The organism is Pseudomonas sp. Lz4W (assembly GCF_000346225.2).
In the GTDB taxonomy this organism is placed as follows: Bacteria; Pseudomonadota; Gammaproteobacteria; order Pseudomonadales; family Pseudomonadaceae; genus Aquipseudomonas; species Aquipseudomonas paraversuta.
In genome coordinates this window covers 3,378,578-3,395,861 of the sequence record NZ_CP017432.1, presented here as the reverse complement: position 1 = coordinate 3,395,861, position 17,284 = coordinate 3,378,578, and the positions used below count along the sequence as shown (strand labels likewise).

Sequence of the window (17,284 nt, the reverse complement as noted above, 5' to 3'; positions counted from 1 at the left end):
TTTTGCGCTTTTTCATCGAACCTATGCACTCTAATCTTACCTCCATCGCCTTACTGCATTTACCGATGGAGTCTAGCCAGCATGTCACGAGTTCTGATCATTGAAAGCAGTGCCCGTCAGCAGGATTCATTTTCCCGCCAGCTGACCCGGCAGTTCATCAGTCAATGGCAATCGCTCCACCCTGATGATCAGATCACCGTTCGCGACCTGGCGTTGAACCCGGTACCGCATCTGGACGCTGACCTGCTGGGTGGCTGGATGAAGCCCGAAGAACAACGTTCTGTAGCCGAGAAAGCCTCTCTGCAGCGCTCCAACGAGCTCACCGATGAGCTGCTGGCGGCTGATGTGCTGTTGATGGCGGCGCCGATGTACAACTTTGCGATTCCCAGCACCCTCAAAGCCTGGCTTGACCATGTTCTGCGGGCCGGCACCACCTTCAAATACACAGACACCGGGCCCCAGGGGCTGCTGACCGGCAAGAAAGCCTACGTGCTGACGGCGCGTGGCGGGATCTATGCCGGCAGCCCGGCGGACCATCAGGAACCCTACCTGCGTCAGGTGATGGCATTTATCGGCATTCATGACCTGACCTTTATCCATGCCGAAGGGATGAACCTGGGCGGTGATTTTCAGGAAAAAGGTTTGAACCAGGCCAAGGCCCGGGTTTCTGAAGTCGCATAGGCTGTTAATCGACAGATAATCGGCGGCTGGCTAAATCGTTTCATTGCTCCTTCAAGCATGCGGTTCGCGCATCGAACCTCCCTTTGCACTTCTCTCCTGAGTGCTCACACCCGGTCAGCTTTAACGCTGGACCGGGTTTTTTTTGACAGGCATTTCGCCAGCGGCGCAAAACCGCTAATGTCGCGCCCTGCGAAACAAGCCGGCGGCCGTATCTGCTGTCAGGCAATCACGACATTCCGGGCGAGACATTCATGGGTTATCTGTTAATTGTGACGCTGATTCAGGCGTTTTCCTTCAGCTTGATCGGTGAGTATCTGGCTGGACACGTCGACAGCTACTTTGCAGTACTGGTGCGCGTGGTACTGGCCGGGCTGGTGTTTATTCCGCTGACCCGCTGGCGCCAGGTGGAACCCGGTTTCATGCGCGGCATGCTGCTGATCGGCGCCTTGCAGTTCGGCATTACCTACGTCTGTCTGTACCTGAGCTTTCGCGTGCTCACGGTGCCCGAAGTCCTGTTGTTCACCATCCTCACGCCGTTGCACGTGACCCTGATCGAAGATGCCCTTAACCGGCGCTTCAACCCATGGGCACTGGTGGCGGCGCTGGTGGCTGTATCGGGGGCGGCCGTGATTCGCTTCGACAGCATCAGCGGGGACTTCTTTAAAGGCTTCCTGTTGTTACAACTGGCCAACTTCACCTATGCCGCCGGTCAGGTGCTTTACAGGCGTCTGGTGGCGCGTTATCCGAGCGAGCTGCCGCATTACCGGCGTTTCGGTTTCTTTTACCTCGGCGCTTTGGCGGTGGTATTGCCGGCCTTCCTGGCATTCGGCAAAGCCGACTTTTTACCCGACGCGCCTTTGCAATGGGCCGTGCTGGTGTTCCTGGGGCTGGTCTCCACGGCCCTGGGCATGTACTGGTGGAACAAGGGGGCCTGCCTGGTCACCGGTGGCACCCTGGCGGTGATGAACAACTTGCATGTGCCGGTGGGTTTATTGCTCAACCTGCTGATCTGGAACCAGCACGAGCCTCTGGGCCGGCTGTTGCTGGGGGGGCTGGTGATTCTGTTTGCCGTCTGGCTTAGCCGGCTAGACCGCAGGGCTGCGACGGTCTAAGGTTTTCGGCAACCCATCCACCTAATGGAGACCAGAGATGACAGTCAGGGTGTTGATCTTGCCGGGCCTGTTCAATTCAGGGGCAGAGCATTGGCAATCGCAGTGGGAGCAGCGTTACAGCGGGCTGCACCGGGTTAAACAGCAGGACTGGGAAACCCCGACCTGCACGGATTGGGTGCAGCGCCTGCAAGAGAAAGTCGCAGGCAGCCAGCGCCCTGTAGTCCTGGTGGGCCATAGCCTGGCCTGTACGCTGATTGCGCGCTGGGCACAGCAGCACCCGCAAGCGGCGGAACGTGTGCGCGGCGCGTTACTGGTAGCGCCCAGCGATACCGAAGCCGACAGTTACCCGCCGGGCACCTCGGGTTTTACCCCCATGCCGCTCAATCGCCTGCCTTTCCCCTCGATTACCGTTGCCAGCACGGACGACCCCTATGTCTCCAGCGCCCGGGCAAGTGCCTTCAGCGATGCCTGGGGCAGCGAACTGGTGTGGTTGCAAAAGGCGGGGCATATCAATGGTGATACCGGTTACGGTATATGGCCGCAAGGTATCGGGCTCTTATTCAAACTCACCGGCGATCCGCAATTTAAATCCCAATGATGTTACAAGCCGCATTAACCCTCCTGATCCAAGACATGAGGGTGTGCGGCTTTAATCAATGAATCGCACCAGGGGTTAGCCGCGCCAAAGCTCTGTTGCAGCCAGTCAGCAGGCACATACACATGATCAAAACAAATAAGGCTCGGTACTTTCTCGTGTAATGATGCAAAGCTGACTTCTTTTTCCGAACCTCCCATGGCCGCAGCCATAAATAGAGTGCCGTCCGCTGTCAGTGCTAATGAACGCTTCCAGACGGGTAAGTGACGTGTTCTTTTGCAGGTGGGTTTTATCCAGCGTATAGGGCGGGCCACGGAATATATCTCCATGTTATGGGGCGGGTGCTGTATTGGACGGCTGTGGCAATGAGTAGGGGGTGTTGCCGGGGGCGTTCATTTATCAGCGTCCGGGTCTGCGGCTGGGCGAGTAGCGGCGGGCTGAAAATGTCTCTGGCACGTGGCTGTGCAAAACAGGCACAGGCTCTGGCAGTGCCGGAGCAACCGGTGTAAGTGCGGGCGTGTCATTCGATAAGCTCATGGGGCTGACTTAAGGGAGGCACGGTAGCGCAGGGGGGGAAGGGGGGCTTGTGCGCAGTCTTAATTAACCTTACGCAACCATAATGCGGGTCGATTTCCAGTCAAAAACACAATGGTTCAATCGAGGGCGACTGAAGTTTGACGGGTTTGGTGCCGGCCGCTTTGAGCGCGGGAAATGCCGGGTTTTTTGCAATTAACAATAGTGTGGTCGTCGGTGTGTACCCGGTTGTGCGTTTGTCTCTATCTTGTTTCTCCCACCTTGGCGGGTAAACGCTCTACCTCAAAGGACTGGCAAAACACCCGGCGACCTGGCCCGGGTGTTTTGCGACAGACACTTGCATGGCACCTACCGGGGTACATGGCATACGCCGGTCAGAAAATTGTTAATGTTGTAGTAGTACTCGTTATCGGAAAAATAATTGAACGTCATCAGGCCGCCATGCATTCCCCTGGACATGAAGGGTGTGTTCTTGCCAGCCGTGTCGTTATCGAAAGTCACCACATTGGTGGTTTCAAAGAGGAATCTCGAGGTGTCGAGTTTTTTAGTCGAAACTTCAAATTTCCGATTGTAAATGTAGGTGATGTCATCCGGGCTTTTGATTTTGTAGTACACATAGATGGCATCTTCCTTGGGCGAAATGGTGATATCGCCTGCGCCGGACCATCTGCCAGTGCTGTATTCCACATTGTTGAAATAAACAGAGGCGTAACACGGCGCTCTGGGAATGTCCTTGTAAATAATCCAGGCATGGCGCGCACTCAGGCAGCCAAAAACCAGCAGGGACAACAGGCCTGCACCGACTAGGGTTTTTTGCCAACGTTCTGGTAATTGGTGCATATGGCCTCTCCTTTACTTTCAGGCTTTTCGCAACTGATCACCAACTGTGACAATGGCTTTCTGATGTAATAACTGGTGCCTGAAAACAGCAGGCCGGGGTCAAAAGGTTTCATGTGTTCTGCAATGTCATCTCTGGATATTGTCTCGCTGGACTCGACATACAGCGTATGGCCGTTCTCGCTCCAGATGGCTTTCCAGCCTTCAAGTTCCGGAGGGCCGCTGAGCACTAGCCAGGCATAAACCACTGGCATCAACAGCCCGCCAAGCACGACGGCATAGCCCGCAATGATTCTGAAGAAGTTACGGGGTTGTGGAACGGGTGCCGGGATCACAAGAGTCTGAGCGTTTGAGGGCTCGGGCGCCTTCAGTAAAGTCGGTGCGCTTGATTGCGTGGGGTGTTGAACGGGGGTGTTTTCAGTAACGGGTTCGATCTGCACACTGTCGTCATGGGATTCACGTTGACTGCTCAGGGTGACAGAGCACAGCAGAAGCACCCCTCTTCTGGGCAGGGTTTTTATGGCGTGGCGGGGCAATCCGATGGCCGAGAAGTGCGTCCGTAATGTATGCAGGGTCTTGTAATAACTGCCATCCGAGACCACGAGACCGCGCTCGCCCCACACCCGGCTGATAAGTAATTCCTTGTCTGATATGCCATCTATCAGTGCGAGCAAAAAGTCGCTTTCGTTACTGCCTAACTGTACGGTTTTTTCGTCCCTGGTGAGTTGCATCAACTCTGGATCATACAAGCAAGCAGGCTCCATCCCGCGTTGCGCTGATTCAGCGTCTGTTTGTTTCACCTGTTTTGTTCCTTGTGTCACTTAAGCCTGGCCGCGTGCACCTGGATTATGCCGGTTTAGCGTTGTGCACTTGAAGACGTCAGTGTTAATGACCGAGACACTATTCATTCTTTTTCAGGGAAGCGCGACTCCTGGAGCCGCGCCGGTTGATCAGGCTTCTTTGGTCAGGGCGGGCATCAGCCCGTTGCGCAGATCATTGCCGCTCGGTTGCTGATAGATGCTCAGGCCGAATTCGGGCATGACTGACAACAGATAGTCAAAGATATCGCCCTGGATTTGTTCATAGTCGCTCCACACCGTCGTGCGGGTAAAGCAGTACACCTCCAGCGGTACGCCCTGGGCCGTGGGCTGCAACTGACGCACCATGCAGGTCATGTTTGGCTGGATTTCGGGATGGCTTTTGAGATAAGCCAGCGCATAGGCGCGGAAGGTCCCGATATTGGTCATGCGTCGACGGTTGGCTGACAGAGCGGCCACATTGCCCTGTGCTTCGTTCCAGCTTTTGAGTTCGGCCTGCTTGCGATGCAGGTAGTCGCTCAGCAGGCGTACCTGCTCCAGACGTTGTTCCTGTTCATCAGTCAGAAAACCGATATTGCCGGCATCGATAAACAGACTTCGCTTGATTCGGCGTCCGCCGGACTGCTGCATGCCGCGCCAGTTCTTGAACGACTCGGACATCAGGCGCCAGGTTGGAATCGAGACGATGGTCTTGTCGAAGTTCTGCACTTTGACGGTGTGCAGGGTGATGTCGATCACGTCGCCATCGGCGCCGACCTGGGGCATTTCGATCCAGTCACCGACCCGCAGCAAGTCGTTGCTGGTCAATTGCACACTGGCCACGAAAGACAACAGGGTGTCCTTGTAGACCAGCAAGATGACCGCAGACATCGCGCCCAGGCCCGAAAGCAGCAGCATCGGCGAACGGTCGATCAGGGTTGCGACAATGATGATGGCGGAAAACACATACAGCAGCATTTTAGTCAGCTGGATGTAGCCTTTGATCGGGCGGGTCTTGGCGTAGTTGGTACGCGAATAGATATCGAGCAGGGCATCCAGCAGCGCGCTGATGACACGGGTCAGCACAAAGATGGTGATGGCCAGCGCCAGGTTGCCGAGGAAGTGGCGACCGGTTTCGCTCATCTCCGGTATCAGGTTGCGGCCGAACTGCACCATCAGCGAGGGCGTCAGTTGCGCCACGCGGTGGAACACCTTGTGCTGGCGCAGGTCGCTGATCCAGTGCAGGGCAGGCTGGCGGCCAAGGATCTTGGTGATGCGCAGAATAATGATGCGTGCAACGTGCCCGGCCAGCAGGGCGATACTTACCAGCACGATCAGGCCGAGGATGGTCGATACCCAGGGATGTTGGTCCAGGTTGGCGTAAAGATCCTGAATTTGGGTCCAGAGTGTTTGAGTTTCCATAAGTTAAAGCGTTACCCCAAGAAGAAATATCCCTGGGATTAGAGCACTTCAGAGCGATTTAAGGGCTCTCGTTGGACTAAAGACCCTAAAAAATCATTTGTTTCATGCCGTTTGTACAAAGAAACTCGGCCTTGGCGCTCGAAACGGTTAATCTATGCCGCTGATTTTTTGTATTTCTTCGAGGTAGCACCCGTGTTTTCCGATTTCGCCCTGCACGAACGCCTGCTTAAAGCTGTGGCCGAGCTTAAATTTGTCGAGCCTACGCCTGTGCAAGCAGCGGCTATCCCGCTCGCGCTCGAAGGGCGTGACCTGCGGGTTACAGCTCAAACCGGGAGTGGCAAAACCGCTGCTTTCGTTCTGCCGATCCTTAATCGCCTGATTGGTCCAGCGAAAATCCGCGTGAGCATCAAAGCGCTGATTTTGCTGCCGACCCGCGAGCTGGCACAGCAAACGCTGAAAGAAGTTGAGCGCTTTTCCCAGTTCACGTTCATCAAGTCCGGTCTGATAACCGGTGGTGAAGACTTCAAGGTGCAGGCTGCCATGCTGCGCAAGGTGCCGGACATCCTGATCGGTACTCCGGGTCGCCTGCTCGAGCAATTGAATGCCGGCAACCTCGACTTGAAAGAAGTTGAAGTGCTGGTGCTCGACGAAGCCGACCGCATGCTCGACATGGGCTTCTCCGAAGACGTTCAGCGTCTGGTGGATGAGTGCCCGAACCGTCAGCAAACCATGCTGTTCTCGGCCACCACCGGTGGTTCCGGTCTGCGCGAGATGATTGGCAAGGTTCTGAACAATGCCGAGCATTTGCAGCTCAACCAGGTCAGCCAGCTGAACGCCACTACGCGTCAGCAAGTCATTACCGCTGATCACAACCAGCACAAAGAACAAATCGTTAACTGGCTGCTGGCCAACGAGACTTACCAAAAAGCCATTATCTTCACCAATACCCGTGCCATGGCAGACCGTATCTACGGTCGCCTGGTGGCTCAGGATTACAAGGCGTTTGTCTTGCACGGTGAGAAAGACCAGAAGGATCGCAAGCTGGCGATCGATCGCCTGAAGCAGGGCGGGGTCAAGATTCTGGTGGCCACCGATGTGGCGGCCCGTGGTCTGGACGTTGACGGCCTGGACATGGTGATCAACTTCGACATGCCACGCAGCGGCGACGAATACGTCCACCGTATTGGCCGTACTGGCCGTGCGGGCAATGATGGTCTGGCGATCTCGCTGATCTGCCACGGCGACTGGAACCTGATGTCCAGCGTTGAGCGTTACCTGAAGCAAAGCTTCGAGCGCCGCACCATCAAGGAAGTCAAAGGCACCTACGGCGGACCGAAAAACGTCAAGGCCTCGGGCAAAGCCGTTGGCGTGAAGAAGAAAAAGACCGACGCCAAGGGCGTCAAGAAGAAGACCGGAGCCAAGGCGCCGACCAAGCGTAAAATCGCTAACCGCCCCAAGACCGACGCCCTGTCGCTGGTCAGCAAGGACGGTATGGCACCGCTCAAGCGTCGCAAGCCAGAAGCCCCGGCCGCTGAATAAAGCCCAGGCGTAACCTCAAAAAAACCCGGCCCAGGCCGGGTTTTTTTGTGCTGGCAGGTGCAAGGTTTGCTCGCGATGGCATCTTTATGCTGTTTCGTCAGTGCCCGGTCACCGGTCGGCCATAAAGCTGAACGTCCACTCGCTGCGCCGGTCACTACAGATGAGGGCTCATTTCATCGAACCGTACGGAGCGAAAAGCTGATGACTACCTACAACTGGCCACTGATCGAACGTCTGCTGCATGAAGTGCAAAATAGCGCCGGTGAAAATTTTGCGCCGCGTGCCTATGCCGAACAGCTCGCGGCTGCTCAAGCTGCCGCCGGGCAACCGATTGGCAATCTGGATGATCTGAAGATGCAAGCTGCCGATTATGAAGCCTTGCTGCTAAAGCGCGGCTTTATCGAAACGCGTCCGGAAGATGAGGGTGGCAATGGCGAGAACTTCATCCTGACCCCGCGAGGCGCCAGCCTGCTAAGCCTGATCGACAGCAGTATCCCGGGCAACAGCCATCCGCTGCAGGTACTGGACGAGCAAGAAGATGCGCTGGATCCGGACACCTTTGATGGCGTGGCAGCCAAGGTTCAAATTGCTTGATTCGGCGTTGTGCCAGCCAGTATCAGTAAAATGTCCGTTCGGCCTTGAACGTCAGCAACCCGTCGCACTGGCTGTTTTGCCCGGAGTATGCCGAGCATTCGCCGCCATCGAGACTTGAGTCGCTATAGATCAGGTTCAGGTCGATGCCCATCCAGGGGCGCGAGAACTTCACTGACCAGTCATTGAAGGCGTGGATACTGCTGCCATCGGCAATGGATACCGGTGTACCCAGTTGGTGGGTGGTGTATTTCAAGCTGATGCCGATGCCAAAAGGCTGGTTGACGCCGAGGTCGGCAAACAGGGTGCTGTCCTTGCGGTCCGGATCGTTACTGAACGCTGCGCCAAAACGGGTGCCCAGAATCGTGAGGCCGGCAAAAATCTGCTGGCTGTCGAGCTCGTTGAGTTTGGGATAGCTGTAGTGAATCATCCCCAGCTCGTAGCTCAGGGTCTGGTCGAAAGGATGTTTGTAGCCCAGGTAGGAATCAACTTCGAGGTTGCTGCCAGGCTTGATGCCCATGGTCGGTGCCCATTGCCCTGCATACCAGCCGCTGTCATGGCTCAGGTCCAGGCCGCCATGGAAGGTCGAGCCGGAGCTGGTGGGCTTGACCAGGCCCTGGGCCATGGTGCGACTTGGCTGGGTGGCCAGCTTGAGGTCAAAGTCGCCCAGCTCCCGGGAAAATACCTGTGCATTGGCCATGGTGCTGACCAGTAATGTGCCGGCCAGCAGTAACGCCTGTGTCAGCATGGTTCACTCCCTGATGGCTGGAAGGCTTGATCTAGAGGCTTTAGAGGATACGGATGAATGCCGGCGATTGATTGCCGTTCGTCTATTTTTGCTGGGGTTCTGGATCAGGCGGCTGCAGCGGGGGTTGTTTCGATAGTCCTAGCGCTTTGGAAGGCAAAGCGCCTGAGGACCAGATGACGCGAGGGGTATTACTTTTTGCCGAGCGTGATTTGCTTGGACGGGCCAAAAGTCTGGCCGCTGACGCCTTTGTTGATTTGTTGAATCTCGCCGCCGGATTTCAAGAATGCTTCAATTTGCGCATTGATTGAATCACTGGTTTCAACAGCGGGAGCTGGCTTTGCTTTGCTGGCGGATGCTTTTACACGCATGGCGGCTATTGACCTGTAGAAAATAACTTGGCCAGCGATAGTACCTGAAATGCTTGACAATTGCTTGTTAAATATCTTCCTAAAATAATAAACGGTGGTATTAATCAATCTGATTGAAGCTCTAATAGTTCCCTAACTCGCTGTTTTAATTCACTACATCAGGGTTTTAGAAACTGAGCGGGGCGCAGGGCGCGCGCGGGGCAGCCGCCTACAGGCTGACGAGTGGCACCCCCGCAGAGGAAAAAAAACCTGATAAATCATGCCTGTCACAGATTTTTTGCCTGCCGGGCCGCGGCGCTCCAATTCGCACACCTAAACTCGGGTAGAATGCCGCCCACGTAATGAGGGTATTGAACATGGCTTTAATCGGTCGCTACAACAGTTTGCAAGTGGTTAAACACACCAACTTTGGTTTGTATCTGGACGGCGGGGCGGACGGCGAAATCCTGTTGCCCAACCGTTATATTCCCAAAGATATTCCAAGTGAAGACGAAGACTGGCTCAACGTCTTTGTTTATTTGGACAGTGCTGACAAGTTAATTGCCACCACGGAAAAACCAAAAGTTCAGGTTGGCGAGTTTGCCAGTCTTAAAGTGGTTGAAGTTAACAGCATCGGTGTTTTCCTCGATTGGGGTCTGCCGAAAGATTTGCTGTTGCCGTATTCCGAAGAAAAACGCCAGATGACCGCTGGCGAATACGTCGTGGTACACGTCTACCTCGACAAGCACACGCGCCGTATCACTGCCACTGCGCGTCTGGACCGCTACCTGGACAAAACCCCGCCGAACTATCAGGTGGGGCAGGAAGTTGATCTGTTGGTGGCCGAAGCCACGGACATGGGCTTCAAAGCCGTGATCAACAACAAGCACTGGGGCTTGATCCACAAGAACGAAATCTTCAAGTTCATGCGGGCCGGCAAGCAAGAAAAAGGCTACATCAAGGAAATTCGGGCTGACGGCAAGATCAGCCTGAGCCTGCAGCCGGTCGGGCAAGAAGCTGCCAGCAGCCTTAACTCGAAGATCCTCAGCAAGTTGCGCGATAACAACGGTGTGTTGCCGGTCAGCGACAAGAGTGCACCGGAAGCGATCAGCAACCTGTTTGGCGTCAGCAAGGGCAACTTCAAAAAAGCCATTGGCGCGTTGTACAAGGAAGGCAAAATTGCGATTCACCCGGACCGCATCGAACTGATCTGATCCAGCACAAGGGGCCGCGACATGAGGAGAGTTGTATGGGCGTATGCCGGTGCGTTATTGGCTTTTCTGGTGCTCGACGGCCTTTGGCTGGGCGTGCTCATGAGCTCTACCTATAAGGAGCTTTTGGGCCCGCTGATGCTGGCGCAGCCGAAGTGGGGGCCTGCTGTTGCGTTCTACCTGCTGTACGTGGCGGGCCTGGTGTTCTTTGTCGTGCTGCCGGCCCTGGGTCGGGGCAGTGCGCTCAGGGCCGCGCTGAGCGGTGCCTTCTTCGGCCTGGTGGCTTATGGCACCTATGACATGAGCAACTGGGCGACCCTGCAGGGCTGGTCTGCGCAACTGGCCTTGATGGACATGGCATGGGGCGGGTTACTGACCTGTCTTGCTTCGCTGTCGGGTTATTGGGTGGCCCGCAAGCTGGCGACCTGAGCCTGGTCGGTAAAACCTGAGCAATGAGTTTTTTGATCTTTCCCGGGCGTGGTTTTTTCAGGTGGTGCTATGAGTGTTACGCGGCGAGCAACGGATGCTTTCGCACTGCAAGTCATGTTGGGCCTGTGCCTAATCTGGGGTGTACAACAGGTCGTGATCAAAACGGCAGCACCTGACATCGCGCCCGTGATGCAGGCCGCGGCACGTTCCGGCATTGCGGCGCTGCTGGTGGGCCTGCTGATCTGCTGGAAGGGCGGGTGGGACCAGGTTCCATCCACCTGGCGCGGCGGATTACTGGCGGGCAGCCTGTTCGGGCTCGAGTTCTTCTTTATTGCCGAAGGCCTGCAACTGACCAGCGCCGCACATATGTCGGTGTTTCTCTATACCGCGCCCATCTTCACTGCGCTGGGAATTAACTGGTTATTGCCAAGCGAGCGTTTGCGTCCGCTGCAGTGGCTGGGTATTTTCCTCGCGTTTCTGGGCATCGCTTTTTCCTTTGCCGGCGGGATTTCATTTGCCGACATGGATCGCAACATGTTGCTGGGCGACGCCTACGGTATTTTGGCGGGCATGGCCTGGGGCGCGACCACGGTAGTGGTGCGTGGCTCCCGGTTATCCGAGGCGCCGGTCACGCTGACCCTGTTCTACCAGCTGATTGTCGGCTTTGTGGGGCTGCTGGTGATTGCCGCCGCCAGCGGACAGATCAGCCATGTCAGCCTTACCGGCGTGGCGGTGGCCAGCGTTCTGTTCCAGGGGCTGGTGGTGTCGTTCTTCAGCTACCTGGTGTGGTTCTGGCTGCTCAAGCGCTACATGGCCTCCAATCTGGCTGTGTTCTCGTTTATGACGCCCTTGTTCGGAGTCACGTTCGGGGTGCTGATTCTGGGCGAGCCCTTGAGCTTCAACTTCGTGGTGGGCGCAGTGCTGGTACTGCTCGGCATCACCTTTGTCAGCGCGGAGCAGTGGATGCGTCGCAGGCTGCGGGCACTGCTGGGACACTGACCGAGCGCCAGGCCAGCATTGCGGCCAGCATCAGTCCGCTGGCAGCGATGAGTAGCGCCGGGTGCAGGGTTCCACTGAAATGGCTGCTGAGCGCGGCCAGCAATGGCCCGGCTAGTTGTCCCACGGCAAAGCAGGCCGTCAGCAAGGCTGCATTACGCTGCGTTGCGTGAGGGGCGAGCTCCCTGGAGCGTTGCATGACCAGCGGCATGCAGGCTAAAAACGGCGTCCCGCACAGGATTACCCCCAGCGCCAGGCCGGTACTGCTCGGCAGCAGGCACGCCAGCACCCCCAGTGCTTGTATCCATAGCCCGCCCATCAACCAGTAGCCCGTGGTACCGGGTGTGGGGCGGCGCAAACTGATCAGCACGACACCAATGGCTGCGCACAATCCGAAGGCGGGCCAGAACAAGTCTGCTTGCCATTGCCCGTGAAATTGGGCACTGGCCATCTGTGACAGGAATGTCGCCGGGATGATATAGCCCAGGCCATACAGCCCATAAATCGCTCCCAGGCGGCCAATTCCGGGCTGGCGGGTGTCTGGCTGCGAGATGTGCGTTGCAGCCGGCAGGGTGGCCGGTTGCGGCAGTATCGGCAGGATCGCCAGCACCATGATCAGTGCCGCAGCGGCGTAAATCAGCCAGAGCGTGGCCGAATTTTGTCCCCAAAGATTTGCAACCAGAGCCAGCAAGCCTGTGAGCAGGACACCCACCCCGGGGCCAGCAAAGACCAGTGCCCCCAGGCGTGGGCGATTGGCGGTCACGGCCAGGTGCTGGCTGAGGGATGTGATCATCACCATGACCCAGGCGCTGGCAATCCCTGTGCCGAAGCGCAACAGCAGATGCGGCCAGAAGCCCTGGGCCAGGACTGAAATCAGGGTCAGTACTACGCACAGCCATAGCCCGGCGTGCAGGCGGCCTTGCACCTGGTCCGGACGTTTGGCGCGGATGGCGTCCAGTGCCCCGAGCAAATACCCCAGATAGTTGGCGGCCGCGATCAGGCCGGCGCCGGTCAGGTCAATCTGGCCCTCGCTGATCAGGTGCGGCAGTTGTGGGGTCAGGGAAAAGCGGCCAATACCCATGGCCATGATGAGCGCGATAAAGCTGGCGAGCAGGCGAATGAAGGGCGACATGCAGCTGTTTCCTCAAGAGAAGGCATTGACCGTCAGGCTAGAGGAGATTGACTTTCCTTAAAAATGAATAATAGTGACCTACTTGTTCTGTTTTGGAGAATGGCGTGGAGTTCAGTCAATTACGGATTTTTCAGGCCGTGGCCGAAGAAGGTTCCATCACCCGTGCGGCTGAGCGTCTGCACCGTGTGCCCTCCAATCTGTCGACGCGACTCAAGCAACTGGAAGAGCAGATGGGGGTCGAATTGTTTATGCGCGAGCGCCAGCGCCTGCAGTTGTCTCCGGCGGGCAAGGTGCTGCTCGATTACGCTGCGCGCCTGTTTGCCCTGCACGATGAAGCGTTGAGTGCGGTACAGGGCGGGGTGCCCTGCGGCAAATTTACCCTGGGGACGATGTACAGCACGGCGGCAACTCATTTGCCGCGCATGCTGGCGCATTATCACCGTACCTACCCGGCAGTGAACCTGCACGTGCAGTCGGCTCCCAGTGGCGAATTGCTGGAAGGGTTATTGACCGGGCGTCTGGATGCAGCGCTGGTGGACGGCCCGCTGGAGCTGGCCGGGCTGGACGGTATCGAATTTTGCGATGAGAGTCTGGTGTTGATCAGCGATCTGGATCATCCGCCTGTTACTCGGGCCCGGGATGTACAGGGGCGCGAAGTCTTTACCTTTCGCCAGGGTTGTTCGTATCGGGCCCGGCTTGAGGCCTGGTACGCAAGCGACCGTGCGGCCATGGGGCGAGTGATGGAAATCGAATCCTATCAGGGGATGTTGGCGTGCGTAGTGGCGGGCTCGGGTGTGGCCTTGATGCCGGCATCGATGCTGGCTAGCTTGCCGGGGCATGAAAATGTCGGCGTACACCCCTTGAAACAACCTTTTGCCAGTACCACAACATGGTTGATGTGGCGAAAAGGCATGACCGGCGCCAACCTGAATGCGTGGATAGCGCTGCAACAGGCACAGAGGCCGCCGAACGATGTTATTTCGACGAAGTTAAAGGCGTCGGCTTAAATCAGAAATGTGCTCGATTAGCCTAAAGTTCATGGGTCTTAAGCAAGCATCTTGTAGGAGTTAGGACTATTATCTGTATGAAGCGACAACAGAATTCCAGTCGCCAGAGTGACCCCAAGGGGGATATATGAAAGACAAACTGCAAACATGGCTTCATGACGTCGGTGTTGCGCTGGGTCTGATCGAGCCGCCACTGCAACCCGTACCGATCCCTGTCGAGGATCCGCGTCGCCGGCCACAGCGTCGTCGCTAAGGCTGCGATTACGCGTTTGCGCAGGCGTTCATGCGTTGTACTGATCCTTGGCTGCAAGGCGGCCAGGGTGCTGTTGCGAAAAAAGGGGTACGACCCGCGTACCCCCTTCAATAAAACCTCAATCAGATAGCGCTGGCCAATGTGGCAGGGCGTCTATCCAGCAGGCTTACCAGCACAAAGCTGACCAAGGCTACAGCCAGACTGTAGTAAATCGGCGTGTTGGCTTCCAGACCATCCTTGAACATAAACACCAGTGCAGTGACAAAACCCAGGCTCATGCTGGAGATTGCCCCGGCAGTGGTGGCGCGTTTCCAGAAAATTGCCCCGATCAATGGCACCAGCATGCCGCCAACCAGCAGGTTGTAGGCAAGGGTCAGGGCGCTGATCACATCGTTTACCACCAGGGCGATGGCCAGCACCGCAAACCCGGTCAACAGAGTGAACAGACGATTGATGTTGAGGCTCGATTGCTTGCCACCGCGCAGCTTGGGCAGCAGGTCCTCGGTCAGTACGGTCGAGGCGGCCAGCAGGCCCGCGCTGGCGGTCGACATCATGGCTGCCAGTGCCGCTGCAATCACCAGTCCGCGAATGCCGTCCGGCAGCGAAACCTTAACGATGGCCGCGAAAGCGTTGTTGACGTTGTCCAGGTCCGGGATCAGTACATGGGCGGCCATGCCGATCAGGGCGCAAGTCAGGCCGTAAAGGATGCAATAGAAGCCCGCGAACGTACCGGCATACTTGGCCACCTTGGCGGTTTTGGCGGTAAAAACCCGTTGCCAGATGTCCTGGCCGATCAGGATGCCGAAAAAGTAAATCATGAAGTAAGTGATGATTGTGTCCCAGCCGATGCTGGTAAAGCTGAAGTTCGAGGCGGGCAATTTGCTCACCAGTTCATCCCAGCCGCCGACACGGTACAGGCAGATCGGTAGCAGGACGAACATCAGGCCGACGGTCTTGATCACAAATTGCACGATATCGGTCAGGGTCAACGACCACATGCCGCCAATGGTGGAATACACCACCACCACGCCACCGCCCAGCAGCACTGAAATCCAGAACGGCAGGTCGAACAGCACTTCAAGAACGGTGCCTATGGCCAGAATCGAGGTCACACCAATCATGAGCGCGTAGGCCAGCATGATCACTGCGCTGGCCTGGCGGGCCATGGGGTTGTAACGCTTTTCCAGCACCTGGGTCACGGTGAAGATTTTCAGCTTGAGCAGCGGCTTGGCCAGGAACAGGTTGAGCGCGATGATCCCGCAGCCCAGTGCGGCGCACAGCCAGAAACCGGAAATGCCGTGTACATAGCCCAGGCGCACGGTGCCGACGGTGGAGGCACCGCCGAGTACGGTTGCAGCCATGGTGCCCATATACAGGGTCGGGCCCAGGTTACGGCCGGCCACCAGGTAATCTTCGTGGGTTTTTGCCTTGCGCATGCCGTAGTAACCCAGCACCAGCATTGCTGCTGCGTAGATCAGGACGACCAGTAGATCTAAAGCCATGATGGCGAGTCTCCAATTATTTTTTTTATGGGGCGGTCAGGCGGTTTGAGGTAATGCGGTGTTAACGGCTGCGGTCTTGGGCTTGCTGCGTGGGTCGAGGGGGCCGAACACTGAAGCCGGCTCCGGGAACAGGCTGAGCAGGGCCAGATACACCAGCGACGCAAGTCCCAGGGTGACCGGCAGGCTGATATCAATGCCTTCGGCCAGATTGCCCAGCGGTCCCACGAACTGGCCCGGCAGGTTGACGAAGCACAAGCCCACCAGCGCACTGGGAATCCAGGCACCCAGACCGCGCCAGTTCCAGCCGCGGGTGAACCAGTAGCGGCCGCCGCTTTCGCCACGGGTGAACACTTGCAAGTCATCCGGGCAATAGAAACCGCGACGTTTGATCAGGCCAATGATCATGATCACCATCCACGGGGTGGTACAGGTGATGATGAGGACGGCGAAGGTCGAGACGCTTTGCACCAGATTTGCCGCGAAACGTCCGATAAAGATGAAGGCGATCGACATGACCCCTATCAGCAATGTCGCTTTTACCCGTGACAACACGCGTGGGAACACGCTGGACAGGTCCAGGCCGGTGCCATACAGCGAAGTAGTCCCGGTGGACATGCCGCCGATCAGCGCAATCAGGCACACCGGCAGGAAAAACCAGCTCGGGGAAACGGCCAGCAGACCGCCGACATAGTTGTTGGCCGCGATATAGTCCGGTGCTTTGCTCGCCACTATGGTTGCAGTGGCCAGGCCGAACAGAAACGGGATCAGGGTTGCAATCTGAGCGGCAATCACCGCCAGCATGATCCGGCGTTTGGGGGTGGCGCGGGGGATGTAGCGTGACCAGTCGCCGAGGAATGCGCCAAAGGAAATCGGATTGCTCATTGCCACCAGCGCAGCGCCGATAAAGGCCGCCCAGAACCCGGTCTGACCGAGTGCGACGCTGCCGGCGAACTGGCTGTCGAATGCCGGGGCAAAAGCGAAGACCCCCAGCAGGAACAACAGGCTGGCGGCCCACACTGCAATGCGGTTGACCCACAACATGAAGCGGAAGCCGTAGATGCAAACCGTCAGCACCAGAATCGCGAACACGCCGTAGGCCAGGCCCAGGCTGAGGTCGGTTTCCGGAACCCCGATCATGCGCTTGGCGCCGCCGATCAATGCATCGCCGGAGCTCCAGACTGACAATGAGAAGAAGGCGATGGCGGTCAGCAGCGACAGGAACGAGCCGACAATCCGCCCGTGCACACCGAAATGCGCACCGGAAGACACGGCGTTGCTGGTGCCATTGAGCGGGCCGAACAAGCCCATGGGCGCCAGAATCAGCGAGCCCAGCAACACGCCGAGCACAATCGCCCAGGCCCCGGCCTGAAACGACAAGCCGAACAGTACGGGAAAACTGCCCAGCACGGCGGTGGCAAAGGTGTTGGCGCCGCCGAAGATCAGGCGAAACAAATCGCCGGGTCTGGCGCTGCGTTCATGGTCCGGAATCTGCTCGACGCCGTGGGTTTCTATTTGACGCACATTATTTTGCTTGTTTTTATTATTCATGAT

19 protein-coding genes are annotated in these 17,284 nt (G+C 57.2%); 10 read left to right on the top strand and 9 right to left on the bottom strand.

What is annotated here, in order from left to right:
- Positions 1-81: 81 nt before the first annotated feature.
- The 3 genes from B195_RS15485 (at position 82) to B195_RS15475 (ending at position 2,391) form a co-directional block, all read left to right on the top strand.
- Positions 82-681, top strand: coding sequence for an FMN-dependent NADH-azoreductase (locus tag B195_RS15485; RefSeq protein ID WP_003441673.1), 600 nt, complete (start codon positions 82-84; stop codon positions 679-681).
- A 251-nt stretch (positions 682-932) separates the two neighbouring features.
- The gene (locus B195_RS15480) at positions 933-1,793 is read left to right on the top strand and encodes a carboxylate/amino acid/amine transporter (RefSeq protein ID WP_003441675.1); all 861 of its coding nucleotides are present in this window, start codon (positions 933-935) and stop codon (positions 1,791-1,793) included.
- 37 nt (positions 1,794-1,830) lie between these two features.
- A complete protein-coding gene (locus B195_RS15475; protein ID WP_003441677.1) occupies positions 1,831-2,391 on the top strand; it encodes an alpha/beta hydrolase in 561 nt (186 codons plus the stop codon).
- Between the two features lie 14 nt (positions 2,392-2,405).
- Here B195_RS15475 and B195_RS22885 read toward each other — a convergent pair whose 3' ends face one another.
- The 4 genes from B195_RS22885 to B195_RS15460 form a co-directional block, all read right to left on the bottom strand.
- On the bottom strand, positions 2,406-2,702 hold the full coding sequence (locus B195_RS22885) for a hypothetical protein (protein WP_127196221.1): 297 nt from the start codon (positions 2,700-2,702) through the stop codon (positions 2,406-2,408).
- A gap of 568 nt (positions 2,703-3,270) precedes the next feature.
- Positions 3,271-3,762, bottom strand: a complete 492-nt coding sequence (locus B195_RS15470) for a hypothetical protein (RefSeq protein ID WP_003441679.1) — start codon at positions 3,760-3,762, stop codon at positions 3,271-3,273.
- Positions 3,726-4,559: a hypothetical protein gene (locus B195_RS15465; RefSeq protein ID WP_003441681.1), complete on the bottom strand. Its 834-nt coding sequence runs from the start codon at positions 4,557-4,559 to the stop codon at positions 3,726-3,728. Before B195_RS15465 ends, B195_RS15470 begins: the two co-directional genes overlap by 37 nt.
- A 150-nt stretch (positions 4,560-4,709) precedes the next feature.
- Positions 4,710-5,978, bottom strand: coding sequence for a mechanosensitive ion channel family protein (locus tag B195_RS15460; RefSeq protein ID WP_003441683.1), 1,269 nt, complete (start codon positions 5,976-5,978; stop codon positions 4,710-4,712).
- Positions 5,979-6,170: 192 nt separating this feature from the next.
- Here B195_RS15460 and B195_RS15455 point away from each other — a divergent pair, with 192 nt between their 5' ends.
- Positions 6,171-7,517, top strand: coding sequence for a DEAD/DEAH box helicase (locus B195_RS15455; protein ID WP_003441684.1), 1,347 nt, complete (start codon positions 6,171-6,173; stop codon positions 7,515-7,517).
- A 201-nt stretch (positions 7,518-7,718) separates the two neighbouring features.
- A complete protein-coding gene (locus B195_RS15450) occupies positions 7,719-8,111 on the top strand; it encodes a hypothetical protein (RefSeq protein WP_003441686.1) in 393 nt (130 codons plus the stop codon).
- 22 nt (positions 8,112-8,133) lie between these two features.
- On the opposite strand, the gene B195_RS15445 is transcribed toward B195_RS15450, so the two are convergent.
- On the bottom strand, positions 8,134-8,856 hold the full coding sequence (locus B195_RS15445; RefSeq protein WP_003441688.1) for a TorF family putative porin: 723 nt from the start codon (positions 8,854-8,856) through the stop codon (positions 8,134-8,136).
- A 188-nt stretch (positions 8,857-9,044) separates the two neighbouring features.
- Positions 9,045-9,224: a hypothetical protein gene (locus tag B195_RS15440; RefSeq protein WP_003441690.1), complete on the bottom strand. Its 180-nt coding sequence runs from the start codon at positions 9,222-9,224 to the stop codon at positions 9,045-9,047.
- 356 nt (positions 9,225-9,580) lie between these two features.
- On the opposite strand from B195_RS15440, the gene B195_RS15435 reads away from it, so the two are divergent.
- The 3 genes from B195_RS15435 (at position 9,581) to B195_RS15425 (ending at position 11,842) form a co-directional block, all read left to right on the top strand.
- A complete protein-coding gene (locus B195_RS15435) occupies positions 9,581-10,417 on the top strand; it encodes a S1 RNA-binding domain-containing protein (RefSeq protein ID WP_003441692.1) in 837 nt (278 codons plus the stop codon).
- A 21-nt stretch (positions 10,418-10,438) separates the two neighbouring features.
- Positions 10,439-10,843, top strand: a complete 405-nt coding sequence (locus tag B195_RS15430) for a DUF2177 family protein (protein ID WP_003441694.1) — start codon at positions 10,439-10,441, stop codon at positions 10,841-10,843.
- Positions 10,844-10,912: 69 nt separating this feature from the next.
- Positions 10,913-11,842, top strand: coding sequence for a DMT family transporter (locus B195_RS15425; protein WP_003441696.1), 930 nt, complete (start codon positions 10,913-10,915; stop codon positions 11,840-11,842).
- Here the strand turns inward: B195_RS15425 and B195_RS15420 are convergent.
- Positions 11,790-12,971, bottom strand: coding sequence for an MFS transporter (locus tag B195_RS15420; protein ID WP_003441699.1), 1,182 nt, complete (start codon positions 12,969-12,971; stop codon positions 11,790-11,792). The two genes, B195_RS15425 and B195_RS15420, sit on opposite strands and share 53 nt — an antisense overlap.
- A 104-nt stretch (positions 12,972-13,075) precedes the next feature.
- On the opposite strand from B195_RS15420, the gene B195_RS15415 reads away from it, so the two are divergent.
- A complete protein-coding gene (locus tag B195_RS15415; RefSeq protein ID WP_003441701.1) occupies positions 13,076-13,978 on the top strand; it encodes a LysR family transcriptional regulator in 903 nt (300 codons plus the stop codon).
- A gap of 127 nt (positions 13,979-14,105) precedes the next feature.
- On the top strand, positions 14,106-14,231 hold the full coding sequence (locus tag B195_RS23170) for a PA1414 family protein (RefSeq protein WP_003441703.1): 126 nt from the start codon (positions 14,106-14,108) through the stop codon (positions 14,229-14,231).
- 122 nt (positions 14,232-14,353) lie between these two features.
- Here the strand turns inward: B195_RS23170 and B195_RS15410 are convergent, their stop codons facing one another.
- Positions 14,354-15,733: a sodium:solute symporter gene (locus B195_RS15410; RefSeq protein WP_003441705.1), complete on the bottom strand. Its 1,380-nt coding sequence runs from the start codon at positions 15,731-15,733 to the stop codon at positions 14,354-14,356.
- A 36-nt stretch (positions 15,734-15,769) separates the two neighbouring features.
- Entirely contained in the window at positions 15,770-17,281 is a 1,512-nt protein-coding gene (locus tag B195_RS15405) for a cytosine permease (RefSeq protein WP_003441707.1), read from the bottom strand.
- Positions 17,282-17,284: the final 3 nt, after the last annotated feature.

Coding starts and splice junctions, on each gene's coding strand:
- B195_RS15485 (WP_003441673.1), top strand. CDS start 82: ATGTCACGAGTTCTGATCATTGAAAGCAGTGCCCGTCAGCAGGATTCA.
- B195_RS15450 (WP_003441686.1), top strand. CDS start 7,719: ATGACTACCTACAACTGGCCACTGATCGAACGTCTGCTGCATGAAGTG.
- B195_RS15405 (WP_003441707.1), bottom strand. CDS start 17,281: ATGAATAATAAAAACAAGCAAAATAATGTGCGTCAAATAGAAACCCAC.
- B195_RS15460 (WP_003441683.1), bottom strand. CDS start 5,978: ATGGAAACTCAAACACTCTGGACCCAAATTCAGGATCTTTACGCCAAC.
- B195_RS15435 (WP_003441692.1), top strand. CDS start 9,581: ATGGCTTTAATCGGTCGCTACAACAGTTTGCAAGTGGTTAAACACACC.
- B195_RS15475 (WP_003441677.1), top strand. CDS start 1,831: ATGACAGTCAGGGTGTTGATCTTGCCGGGCCTGTTCAATTCAGGGGCA.
- B195_RS15445 (WP_003441688.1), bottom strand. CDS start 8,856: ATGCTGACACAGGCGTTACTGCTGGCCGGCACATTACTGGTCAGCACC.
- B195_RS23170 (WP_003441703.1), top strand. CDS start 14,106: ATGAAAGACAAACTGCAAACATGGCTTCATGACGTCGGTGTTGCGCTG.
- B195_RS15480 (WP_003441675.1), top strand. CDS start 933: ATGGGTTATCTGTTAATTGTGACGCTGATTCAGGCGTTTTCCTTCAGC.
- B195_RS15440 (WP_003441690.1), bottom strand. CDS start 9,224: ATGCGTGTAAAAGCATCCGCCAGCAAAGCAAAGCCAGCTCCCGCTGTT.
- B195_RS15470 (WP_003441679.1), bottom strand. CDS start 3,762: ATGCACCAATTACCAGAACGTTGGCAAAAAACCCTAGTCGGTGCAGGC.
- B195_RS15420 (WP_003441699.1), bottom strand. CDS start 12,971: ATGTCGCCCTTCATTCGCCTGCTCGCCAGCTTTATCGCGCTCATCATG.
- B195_RS15430 (WP_003441694.1), top strand. CDS start 10,439: ATGAGGAGAGTTGTATGGGCGTATGCCGGTGCGTTATTGGCTTTTCTG.
- B195_RS15410 (WP_003441705.1), bottom strand. CDS start 15,733: ATGGCTTTAGATCTACTGGTCGTCCTGATCTACGCAGCAGCAATGCTG.
- B195_RS15425 (WP_003441696.1), top strand. CDS start 10,913: ATGAGTGTTACGCGGCGAGCAACGGATGCTTTCGCACTGCAAGTCATG.